This is a genomic window from Alphaproteobacteria bacterium (assembly GCA_017302575.1).
In the GTDB taxonomy this organism is placed as follows: Bacteria; Pseudomonadota; Alphaproteobacteria; order Rickettsiales; family UBA3002; genus JAFLDD01.
Window position 1 is genome coordinate 1613423 of record JAFLDD010000001.1, and the last position, 12197, is coordinate 1625619.

Sequence of the window (12197 nt, forward strand, 5' to 3'; positions counted from 1 at the left end):
GTGCTTTTTTGTCGGAGTTTGAACTATGAGCATGAATCCCGCGAAGTTTATCCGCGAAGTGCGTCAGGAGATGAATAAAGTCACTTGGCCAACGCGCAAAGAAACCAGTATTTCCACCGCCATGGTATTGGTGCTGGGCTTGGTGGCGGCGATTTTCTTTTTGATCGTCGATGGTGTGTTGGCGACATCCGTACAATGGATTTTAGGATTAGGTAACTAAGGAGAAGACCATGAACGAGGCCGTGCAAACAAACGAAAATACGCAAGCCACCCCCGCAAGCAAAGGCGGCAAAGGCCAGCGCTGGTACATCATTCACGCGTATTCGGGCTTTGAGAAAAAAGTTGCGACCTCCATCATGGAGCAGGCGGTTCAGAAAAACCTTGCCGATAAATTCGAGCAAGTGGTGGTGCCAACCGAAGACATCGTTGAGGTGCGTCGTGGTAAAAAAGTTCAGGCAGAACGCAAGTTCTTCCCTGGCTATGTACTGGCTAAAATGGAAATGACCGATGCGACATGGCAGCTCGTAAAGAATACGCCGAAGGTCACGGGTTTCTTGGGTGGTAAGGGTATTCGCCCGCAGCCAATCACGGATGCTGAAGCGCAAGCGATCTTCAAGCAAGCAGAAGAGGGTGCAGCTTCTTCACGCAATACGGTTCATTTCGATATTGGTGAACAAGTTAAGATTATCGACGGCCCATTCGAGTCATTCATCGGAACGGTAGAAGATGTGGAAGAAGACCGCCAGAAACTGAAGGTTTCGGTGTCCATCTTTGGTCGCGCAACGCCGGTGGAGCTGAACTTCGATCAGGTGCATAAAGTCTAGATTTTGTCATTAAAACGTCATTTTATCCTGTCACAATGACAGGATGGACTCAATTAATGATATATCACGAGCGGTAGAGCGTTTAAGAGAGGCTGGTCGTATCGACGAGCTTCGTGCCGCTATGCGAGCTGCTGATGTTGATAGCAATGGCTACATTACTTTTAATGAAATGCGCAGCCATGAGTATTTGCGCGGTTATTGCCGTAATATCGAGGGTCGTTCTAGGCAGGGCTATTACTGCGCCGATGGCGAGCAGGCGGGCTCTGGCCAAGGTTATGGATTCCGGCTGGATCTCAATGATGCTGCTAATGATGCTGCTAATGAATATCTGCGTGGTCGCCAACGTTATGGCAGACTCGCAGCCGCAGGTGGAGTGGTAGAAGCGCGTGGCCAGATCCAAGAGCTCAATGCCATATTGGCCGCAGCTAACTTGCCTAGAATCAGCTTGGAGTTTGCCAATCAGGTTGCAAGTCATGTGGATGCCAACTTCGACCATTATAATCGACTAGGTTATGTGCCAGCAGCAAGCCCACCTAGCGGTATGCGTATTTTATCATTTTAACATATTGTTATATAATAATTTATTTCGATTCTTGCTGCGCTGTGTCAAGTTGTTGAAAAAATCCGTTGCAATCTAGGATTTCCCTTCTATAGTCCCGCTTCCCTTTGGGAGGGTATTGCCTTGCGCAACCCGCAATCTGCCGCAGAAAACATGGGGTTTTCGAACGGTTAGGCCACCAAATATGGAAAGGTTAGAACATGGCTAAGGAAATTACTGGCTATATTAAGCTGCAGATCCCTGCAGGTAAAGCCAACCCCGCTCCGCCAATTGGTCCTGCACTTGGTCAGGCTGGCGTGAACATCATGGAATTCTGTAAGCAGTTTAACGCTGCTACTCAGCAAAAAGAAGCGGGTATGCCAATTCCCGTGGTTATCACCGTTTATAAAGACCGCAGCTTCACCTTCATTATGAAGCAGCCTCCCGTTTCGTACTTCCTGCTTAAAGCGGCGAAGCTTGAAAAGGGCACGGGTCTGGTTGGTAAAGAGATCGTTGGCAAAGTGACCAAGAAGCAGATCCAAGAGATCGCGAAACAGAAAATGGTTGATATGAACGCGCATGACGAAGCGGCGGCTTGCAGCATGATTGCTGGCTCGGCGATGTCGATGGGCATTGAAGTGGTGGAGGGCTAACATCATGGCAACGAAACCAGGTAAACGTATCAAGGCTGCTCGTGAGCAAGTGAACAAGGATAAAACCTACACGCTCGCGGAAGCGGTAAAGATCATGAAGGCCAATGCAAAGACCAAGTTCGACGAAACGGTCGATGTTGCATTGAACCTGACCATTGACCCTAAGCAGTCGGACCAACAGGTTCGCGGCATGGTGTCGATGCCAAACGGTTTGGGTAAGACCGTGCGTGTTGCTGTATTCGCAAAAGGCGACAAAGCTGAAGCGGCGAAAAAAGCAGGTGCTGATATCGTGGGTGCGGAAGATCTCGCAGATATGATTCAAAAAGGCGATATGAACTTTGATGTGTGCATCGCTGCTCCTGACATGATGGCACTGGTTGGTAAGGTTGGTAAAATCTTGGGTCCAAAAGGCCTGATGCCAAATCCAAAGCTCGGCACGGTTACTCCGGATGTTGAGAAAGCTGTTAAGACTGCAAAGTCGGGCCAAGTTGAGTTCAAGGTTGAGAAGGCGGCGATCATCCACGCAGGCGTGGGTAAAGCTAGCTTCTCAGAAGAAGCAATTGCCCAAAACATCAAGGCATTCATTGGTGCTGTGAACAAGGCGAAACCTGCAGGTGTTAAGGGTGTCTTCTTCAAGCGCGTTTCCGTTTCCACCACGATGGGTCCTGGCATCAAGCTTGATGTCAACGACGTGTTGGCAGCGTAAGGAGAGCGACATGAACCGTACCGAAAAACAACAATGGATCGACGGCGTGAATGCAGACACTAAGGGTGCTGCGATTGTTCTCGTTGCTCACTATAAAGGTCTGACCGTTGCTGAGATCAGCGAATTGCGTGTGAATGCACGTAAGGCTGGCGCGAAGCTGAAGGTGACCAAGAACCTGCTCGCTAAGCGCGCTATTGCTGGCACGACTTACGCGAAGCTTGATTCGCTTTACAAAGGCCCAACCATTACAGCGTTCGCGAATGAGCCTGTATCGGCGGCTAAAGTTCTTAGCGACTTCGCTAAGAAGAACGAAAAACTGGTGCTGCTTGGCGGCGCGTTTGGTGAGACGGTCTTGGATAAGGCTGCAATTCAACAGTTGGCATCACTGCCTTCGCTGGATGAATTGCGTGCGAAAATCCTTGCCATGCTCAACACGCCTGCGACGCGTATTGCAGGCGTGCTTCAAGCACCCGCAGGCCAGTTGGCAAGGCTCCAAGGCGCGAAAGCAGCTAAGGGTGAATAATTTTTGGGTTTAATGTTTGATTTATAAAAGGGGTTGATTATGTCGAATTTGAATGAACTGGTTGATAAGCTCTCGGCACTGACTGTGTTGGAAGCTGCTGAACTCTCGAAGCTTCTCGAAGAGAAGTGGGGCGTTTCGGCTGCTGCACCTGTTGCAGTTGCTGCTGCTGCAGGTCCTGCTGCTGCCGCTGCTGAAGAGAAAACGGACTTCACGCTCGTTCTCGTGGACGGCGGTGCGAACAAAATTAACGTGATTAAAGAAGTTCGCGCAATCACGGGTCTTGGCTTGAAAGAAGCAAAAGACCTCGTTGAAGGTGCTCCAAAGACCGTTAAAGAAGGTCTCAACAAGGAAGATTCTGAGAAGTTCAAGAAGCTGCTGGTTGATGCCGGTGCTAAAGTTGAACTCAAGTAGTTTCAGCATCTAAATGCACGTAAGGGGCCACGCGAATTCGCATGGCTCCTTCGTCGCGTTTACACGACGTCACGCCCAGCGTGGCACACTAAAAGACTAAAAGATCTGCAAAGCAAGTATTCGAAGTTACCATTTCGAGATTAGAGTTAAGAGGGGATTTATGGCTAGCGCCGCAACTGCACACACTCACTCCTTCACCTCCAGAAAACGTATCCGTAAATCGTTCGCTACGATGAGCGCGGCCACAACCCTGCCGAACCTCATTGAAGTTCAAAAGAACAGCTACGAGCAATTTTTGCAAATGTACGTTCCTCTGAAGGATCGCAAAGGTAACGGCCTGAACGGCGTGTTCAAGTCGGTGTTCCCTATCAAGGACTTCTCGGATGTTTCGACGCTCGAGTACGTACGTTACGAATTCGATAAGCCAAAGTATGATGTGGATGAGTGCCGTTCACGCGGTATCAACTTCGCAGCGCCTTTGCGCGTAACGCTGCGTTTGATCGTGTGGCTGGTAGATGAGACCACGGGTGCTCGCGAAATTAAAGACATCAAAGAACAAGATGTTTACATGGGTGATATTCCACTCATGACCGAAAACGGTACGTTCGTGATCAATGGTACTGAGCGCGTAATCGTATCGCAAATGCACCGTTCACCAGGCGTATTCTTCGACCATGACCATGGCAAGACCCACGCTTCGGGTAAATATCTCTACAGCGCGCGTGTGATTCCTTATCGCGGTTCATGGCTCGATTTCGAGTTCGATGCGAAAGACATCGTGCATGTGCGTATTGACCGTCGCCGTAAATTGCCAGTGACCACCATCCTGCGCGCTTTGGGCATGGACAACCAGCAGATCCTCAACACCTTCTACGAAACACGCCAGTTCAAGAACACCGCTAAAGGTTGGACCGCAGAGTTCGTGCTTGAAAGCTGGAAGGGTCAGAAATTACCATTCGATCTCGTGGATGCAAAAACGGGTAAGACCGTTGCTGAAGGTGGCACGAAGCTTACGCCACGCGCACTCAAAAAGCTTGCAGAAGCGGGTCTCAAAGAAATCATCGTGCCAGAAGAATTCATTCTGGGCTCATACGTTGCTTCTGACCTCGTCAACACCAAGACGGGTGAAATTTACGCGGAAGCAGGCGATGAAATCAGCAAAGACTTGCTTGAGACGCTCGATGAAGCAGGCGTGAAAAACATTCCTGTTCTCGCTATCGACCACGTGAATGTTGGTGCGTACATCCGCAACACGCTCGCGGTTGATAAGAACGTAACTACCGACGATGCATTGATCGATATTTATCGCGTGATGCGCCCAGGTGAGCCTACCACGGCAGAAGCAGCAGGTGCTTTGTTCCAGTCGTTGTTCTTTGATAATGAGCGCTATGACTTGAGCGAAGTGGGCCGCGTGAAAATGAACGCACGCCTCAACCTCAACCATAAAGACGAAGTGACCGTTCTGACGAACGATGATGTCATCAACACCATCAAGACGCTCGTACAGCTTAAGGATGGTATCGGTGAAATCGACGATATCGATCACCTTGGTAACCGTCGCGTACGTTCAGTAGGTGAGTTGATGGAAAACCAATTCCGTCTCGGCTTGCTGCGTATGGAGCGCGGTATCATGGAGCGTATGAGCTCGGTGGATATCGACACGGTGATGCCGCATGACCTCATCAACGCGAAGCCACTCGTGGCTGCAGTGCGTGAGTTCTTTGGTGGTTCACAGCTTTCACAGTTCATGGATCAAACCAACCCGCTTTCAGAGATCACTCACAAGCGCCGTCTTTCGGCCCTTGGACCTGGTGGTCTGACGCGTGAGCGCGCTGGCTTCGAAGTGCGTGACGTTCACCCAACCCACTATGGCCGTATCTGCCCAATCGAGACGCCAGAGGGTCCGAATATCGGTCTCATCAACTCGATGGCGACCTATGCGCGCATCAATAAATATGGCTTTATCGAAACCCCATACCGTAAAGTAAAAGACGGCAAGGTGACGAGCGAAGTGATTTACCTCTCGGCGATTGAGGAAGGTAAATACACCATCGCGCAGGCGAATGCTGCGCTTGATGCAAACCACAAGTTCACGGACGAGCTGATTAGCTGTCGTAAGAACGGTGACTTCGTGATGTCGTCGGCGGATGCGATTGAGTTCATGGACGTTGCTCCTAAGCAGCTCGTTTCGGTTGCTGCGGCACTCATTCCATTCCTCGAGAACGACGACGCGAACCGTGCACTCATGGGTTCGAACATGCAACGCCAAGCGGTGCCACTACTACGTGCAGATGCGCCATTGGTTGGTACTGGCATGGAAGACATTGTTGCCCGTGATTCTGGCGCTGCGATTTCAGCACGCCGCGACGGTGTGGTCGATCAAGTAGATGCAATGCGTATCGTGGTTCGTTGTAACGAGAAAAATGAAGATGGTACGCCACGCGTAGATATCTACAACATGCAAAAATTCCAACGCTCAAACCAAAACACCTGCATCAACCAGCGTCCAATCGTGAAGGTTGGTGACTCGGTGAAAGCGGGCGATGTTATCGCTGACGGTCCATCGACCGATCTTGGTGAGTTGGCTCTGGGTCAGAATGCGCTCGTCGCGTTCATGCCTTGGAACGGCTACAACTTCGAGGATTCAATCCTCATTTCTGAGCGCATGGTTTCGGAAGATCGCTTTACCTCGATTCACATCGAAGAATTCGAAGTAATGGCACGTGATACGAAGCTTGGGCCTGAAGAAATCACCCGTGACATTCCGAACGTCGGTGAGGAAGCATTGCGCAACCTCGACGAAATCGGCGTGACCCACATTGGTGCGGAAGTGAAGCCTGGCGATATTCTCGTTGGTAAAGTAACGCCGAAGTCGGAATCACCGATGACGCCAGAGGAAAAACTCCTCCGCGCGATCTTCGGTGAAAAAGCGTCCGATGTGCGTGATTCGTCGCTGCGTCTGCCTCCTGGCAACCAAGGTACCATCGTTGGCGTGCGCATTTTCAGCCGCCGTGGTATCGAGAAAGACGAGCGCGCTGTTGCGATTGAGCGTGCAGAAATCGAACGTCTTGCGAAAGACCGTGACGATGAACGTGCGATTGCAGAGCGTTATGTTTACGGCGCACTGAAAGAGCAATTGGTTGGTAAGACCGCAACGAAAGGTCCGAAAGGCTTCAAGATTGAGAAGTCGATTACCGAAGAGCAACTGAACGAGACCTCACGCGGCCTCTGGTGGCAGATTGTCCTCAAGGACGAGAAAGCCATGAAAGGCATTGAGGCACTCAAGAAGCAGCTTGATGATGCCGTAGATTCGCTCAATAAGCGCTTCGAAGAGAAGATCGAGAAAGTTCAGTCGGGCGATGATCTGCCTCCTGGCGTTCTCAAAATGGTGAAAGTATTCGTTGCCGTGAAGCGTAAGCTTCAGCCTGGTGACAAAATGGCAGGCCGCCATGGTAACAAAGGGGTTATCTCGAACATTGTTCCTGTGGAAGACATGCCTCACCTCGAGGATGGCCGTCCAGTGGATGTAGTGTTGAACCCACTGGGTGTACCTTCACGTATGAACGTCGGTCAGATTCTTGAGACGCACCTTGGTTGGGCTGCGGCTGGTATGGGGCGCCAGATTGGCGAGATGCTGGAGCAGGTTTACAAAGGTCAGAAGATCGATGCGCTTCGCGAGAAGCTTCTCGATGTCTATGACGAGAAAGCCAACGTTGCTGAAATCAAGAAAATGGACAAGGACGAAGTTATCGAACTTGCTCATAACGTGACGAAGGGTGTTCCATTCGCAACGCCCGTATTCGACGGTGCGAAAGAGAAGGACATTGAGCATTGGCTGAAGAAAGCTGGCCATGCAACGTCTGGTCAGGTGACGCTGTGGGATGGCCGTACGGGTGATCAATTTGATCGCCAAGTCACGGTGGGTTACATCTACATGCTGAAACTGCACCACTTGGTGGATGATAAGATTCACGCGCGCTCGATTGGACCGTACTCACTTGTTACCCAGCAGCCGCTTGGTGGTAAGTCGCAGTTTGGTGGTCAGCGCTTCGGGGAGATGGAGTGCTGGGCGCTTCAGGCTTACGGTGCTGCCTACAGCTTGCAGGAAATGTTGACCGTGAAGTCGGATGACGTGGCGGGTCGTAGCAAAGTGTACGAGTCAATCGTACGCGGCGATCATAGCTTCGAGTCAGGTATTCCTGAGTCATTCCACGTAATGGTGAAAGAACTTCGTTCGCTGGGCCTCAATGTTGAGCTCGTCGAAAAAGAAGCAGAAGCTAAGTAACTTTATATAACGCGAAAGTTTAGGGGACGTTATGGCTAATGAGTTGATGAATATCTTTGGACAATTATCTCAAACGAAGCATTTCGATGAGATTCAGATCGCAATTGCGAGTCCGGAGAAAATCCGTAGCTGGTCATTTGGCGAAGTGAAAAAGCCAGAGACGATCAACTATCGTACCTTCAAACCTGAGCGCGATGGTCTGTTCTGCGCCCGTATCTTTGGTCCTGTGAAGGACTATGAGTGCCTGTGCGGTAAGTACAAGCGCATGAAGTACAAAGGCATCGTGTGCGAAAAATGCGGTGTGGAAGTAACCACCAGCAAAGTTCGCCGTGAGCGCATGGGTCACATCGAGCTCGCTGCTCCTGTGGCGCATATTTGGTTCATGAAGTCGTTGCCAAGCCGTATCGGCACCTTGCTCGACATGATGCTCAAGGATCTCGAGAAAGTTCTCTATTTCGAATCATACATTGTCGTTGATGCTGGTATGAGCGGCCTGAACCAAGGCGAATTGCTCAACGAAGAACAATATTACGAAGCAATGGATCAGTACGGTGAAGGCACTTTCACTGCGATGATCGGCGCAGAAGCGATTAAAGAATTGCTGAAGAAAGTTAACCTCACCGAACTGCGTGACACGTTGCGTGGTGAGTTGGGCGACACAACTTCGGAAGCAAAGCGCAAAAAGATCGTGAAGCGTTTGAAGCTTGTTGAAGCATTCATTGATTCTGAGAACAAGCCTGAGTGGATGATTCTGGACGTTGTACCAGTGATTCCGCCAGAACTTCGCCCACTCGTGCCGCTTGATGGTGGCCGTTTCGCGACCTCGGACTTGAACGACCTTTACCGTCGCGTCATCAACCGTAACAACCGTCTGAAGCGCCTGCTTGAGTTGCGTGCACCAGACATCATCGTGCGCAACGAGAAGCGCATGCTGCAAGAATCAGTAGATGCATTGTTCGACAATGGTCGCCGTGGCCGCGTGATTACGGGCACTAACAAGCGTCCACTCAAATCACTCTCCGACATGCTGAAGGGTAAGCAAGGTCGCTTCCGTCAGAACTTGCTCGGTAAGCGCGTAGACTACTCGGGCCGTTCGGTAATCGTGGTGGGTCCTGAACTCAAACTGCACCAGTGCGGTCTGCCAAAGAAAATGGCGCTCGAGTTGTTCAAGCCATTCATTTACGCGAAGCTGGAAATCTACGGTATCGCAACGACCATTAAAGCTGCGAAGCGTATGGTTGAAACCGAGCGTCCAGAAGTATGGGATATCTTGGCAGAAGTGGTGCGCGAGCACCCTGTATTGCTGAACCGTGCACCAACGCTGCACCGTCTTGGCATTCAGGCATTCGAGCCAATGCTCATCGAAGGTAAGGCAATCCAACTGCACCCACTCGTGTGCGCGGCGTTCAACGCTGACTTCGACGGTGACCAGATGGCAGTACACGTTCCACTCAGCATCGAGTCGCAACTCGAAGCACGTGTATTGATGATGTCGACCAACAACATTCTCTCACCTTCGAACGGTAAGCCAATTATCGTACCATCGCAGGATATCATTCTCGGTCTCTACTACCTCTCGCTCGAAAGTGACAAGGAAGTGGGCGACGGAATGGCGTTCAGCGATCTCAACGAGATCGAAATGGCGCTGGAGAACAAGGTTGTTACCCTGCACACCAAAATCAAGGCGCGCGTGCCTGTAGTGGACGCTGCTGGTAAGGTAAAATATGACGTGATGGAAACGACTCCTGGTCGTATGCTGATCGCGCAATTCTTGCCACGTCACAACCAGATTTCGTTCAAACTCCTCAACAAAGTTCTGACCAAGAAAGACGTGTCGAACCTTATCGACGTGGTGTACCGTCACTGCGGCCAGAAAGAGGCAGTATTGTTCGCGGATCGTATCATGGGTCTTGGCTTCAAGCATGCAGCAAAAGCTGGTATCTCGTTCGGTAAAGACGACATGATTGTTCCAACTACCAAGGACAAGCACATCAACGATACACTCAAGGAAGTGAAGCAGTTCGAGCAGCAATATGCTGACGGTCTCATCACCTCGGGTGAGAAGTACAACAAGGTGATCGATGCTTGGTCGCATTGCACCGAGCGTGTTGCACATGACATGATGAAGCAGATTTCTTCGATCGGTAACGAAGAAGGCAAGCGCAACGCGAAGAAAGTGAACTCGATCTTCATGATGGCGAACTCTGGCGCACGCGGTAGTGCTGCGCAGATGAAGCAGTTGTCGGGTATGCGTGGTTTGATGGCGAAGCCTTCGGGTGAAATCATCGAGACCCCGATTATCTCGAACTTTAAAGAAGGTCTGACCGTACTTGAGTACTTCAACTCATCACACGGTGCACGTAAAGGTCTCGCTGATACGGCGCTCAAGACGGCAAACTCAGGTTACCTGACTCGCCGCTTGGTTGACGTTGCGCAAGATTGCATCATCACCATTGAAGATTGCGGCACCACGAAAGGCATCATTGCGAAAGCAGTGATCGAAGGTGGTGAAGTGGTTGTGCCACTGAGCGATAAAATCCTTGGCCGTACCTCGGCGAAGGACATCCTGCACCCAACCACCGAGAAAGTGATTGTGAAAGCGGGCCAGCTCATGGACGAGAAAGCCGTAGAGTTGATCGACGAAGCAGGTATCGAGCAGATGCTGATTCGTTCGGTACTGACCTGTGAAGCCGAAGAAGGCGTGTGCGGCAAGTGCTATGGCCGTGACCTTGCTCGCGGTACACCAGTGAACATCGGTGAGGCGGTGGGCGTTATCGCTGCGCAGTCGATCGGTGAGCCTGGTACACAGTTGACCATGCGTACCTTCCACATTGGTGGTGCGGCACAGCGTGGTGCGGAACAGTCGAACATCGAAGCGTCGCATGAAGCGAAACTCGAATTGTCGAACAAGAACGTGGTGAAAGACTCAAAAGGCCGTCTGGTTGTTATGAGCCGTACCTGTGAATTGGTACTGCGTGACGAAAAGGGCCGTGAGAAAGCACGCCACAAAGTACCATACGGTGCTCGCCTGCTTGTGGAAGAAGGCGCGAACGTGAAGAAGGGCCAGAAGCTCGTTGAGTGGGATCCATACACGATTCCAATCATCACCGAGCGTACGGGTATTGCTAACTACCGTGATCTCGTGGAAGGCGTTTCGCTCCGCGAAGTTATGGACGAAGCAACCGGTATGACCAACAAAAAGGTTATCGACTTCCGTCAGCAAACGCGTGGTCAAGATTTGAAGCCACGTATTGCACTGCGCGACAAGAAGGGTGAAATCATCACCTTGGCGAATGGTTTGGAAGCGCGTTACTTCCTGCCAGTGGATGCCATCCTGTCGGTCAATGACCAGCAAGAAGTCCACGCGGGTGACGTGCTTGCACGTATCCCACGCGAATCGTCAAAAACACGCGACATTACGGGTGGTCTGCCACGCGTAGCCGAGCTGTTCGAGGCGCGTAAGCCGAAAGATCACGCGATTATCTCGGATCTCGAAGGTACGGTTGAGTTCGGTAAGGACTACAAGAACAAGCGTCGCCTCATTGTTCGTCCGAAGTCTGCGGATATCGAGCCTGTTGAGTATATGATCCCGAAAGGTAAGCACATCACCGTGCATGAGGGTGATTATGTTCAAAAAGGTGACCTGCTGATGGATGGTAACCCTGTACCGCATGATATTCTGCGCGTGATGGGTGTGGAAGCACTTGCCAACTACATGGTGACTGAGGTGCAAGCCGTTTACCGCCTACAAGGTGTGGCAATCAACGATAAGCACATCGAAGTTGTGGTGCGCCAAATGCTGCAGAAAATGGAAATCACCAATGCAGGTGAGACCACTTTCTTGGCTGGCGAAGTGGTTGACCGTGAAGAATTCGCGGAAGCAAACACCAAGGCACTTAAGGAAGGTTACCGTAATGCAGAAGGTTCGCCTGTACTGCAAGGTATCACCAAAGCGTCGTTGTCGAACCGTTCCTTCATCTCGGCGGCATCGTTCCAAGAGACGACACGCGTACTCACCGAAGCTGCTGTTAATGGCAAGGTGGATCGCCTGATTGGTCTTAAAGAGAACGTGATTGTTGGTCGTTTGATTCCAGCAGGAACAGGTGCTGCGATTGCACGCATGAAGAAAATTGCCAAGGTGCGTGATGCGGAGATTGAAGCATCCAAGCCACAAGCGATTGAAGCTTCTGGCGAAGCTGCCTAGGTAGCATCAGCCTATAAGACTTACGAAAAGCTGGTCAGAAATGGCCAGCTTTT

Annotated in this window: 9 protein-coding genes; all 9 read left to right on the forward strand. The window is 51.0% G+C overall.

The window, feature by feature from the left end; genetic code table 11:
• Window positions 1–31 precede the first annotated feature (31 nt).
• The 9 genes from secE (at window position 32) to rpoC (ending at window position 12144) form a co-directional block, all read left to right on the forward strand.
• Entirely contained in the window at window positions 32–220 is a 189-nt protein-coding gene (secE, locus tag J0M34_08215; GenBank protein ID MBN8544232.1) for a preprotein translocase subunit SecE, read from the forward strand.
• A gap of 10 nt (window positions 221–230) precedes the next feature.
• A complete protein-coding gene (gene nusG / locus J0M34_08220) occupies window positions 231–824 on the forward strand; it encodes a transcription termination/antitermination protein NusG (GenBank protein ID MBN8544233.1) in 594 nt (197 codons plus the stop codon).
• A 43-nt stretch (window positions 825–867) separates the two neighbouring features.
• Entirely contained in the window at window positions 868–1386 is a 519-nt protein-coding gene (locus tag J0M34_08225; GenBank protein ID MBN8544234.1) for a hypothetical protein, read from the forward strand.
• A gap of 197 nt (window positions 1387–1583) precedes the next feature.
• Complete coding sequence (gene rplK, locus J0M34_08230) at window positions 1584–2015, forward strand: 50S ribosomal protein L11 (GenBank protein ID MBN8544235.1); 432 nt, start codon at window positions 1584–1586, stop codon at window positions 2013–2015.
• A 4-nt stretch (window positions 2016–2019) separates the two neighbouring features.
• Window positions 2020–2721, forward strand: a complete 702-nt coding sequence (gene rplA / locus J0M34_08235; protein ID MBN8544236.1) for a 50S ribosomal protein L1 — start codon at window positions 2020–2022, stop codon at window positions 2719–2721.
• A 10-nt stretch (window positions 2722–2731) separates the two neighbouring features.
• Window positions 2732–3244: a 50S ribosomal protein L10 gene (gene rplJ / locus J0M34_08240; protein MBN8544237.1), complete on the forward strand. Its 513-nt coding sequence runs from the start codon at window positions 2732–2734 to the stop codon at window positions 3242–3244.
• A 39-nt stretch (window positions 3245–3283) separates the two neighbouring features.
• A complete protein-coding gene (gene rplL / locus J0M34_08245) occupies window positions 3284–3655 on the forward strand; it encodes a 50S ribosomal protein L7/L12 (GenBank protein MBN8544238.1) in 372 nt (123 codons plus the stop codon).
• A gap of 160 nt (window positions 3656–3815) precedes the next feature.
• Entirely contained in the window at window positions 3816–7940 is a 4125-nt protein-coding gene (gene rpoB, locus J0M34_08250) for a DNA-directed RNA polymerase subunit beta (GenBank protein MBN8544239.1), read from the forward strand.
• A gap of 31 nt (window positions 7941–7971) precedes the next feature.
• Window positions 7972–12144 (forward strand): DNA-directed RNA polymerase subunit beta', encoded by a 4173-nt coding sequence (gene rpoC, locus J0M34_08255; protein MBN8544240.1) that lies wholly within the window; start codon window positions 7972–7974, stop codon window positions 12142–12144.
• Window positions 12145–12197: the final 53 nt, after the last annotated feature.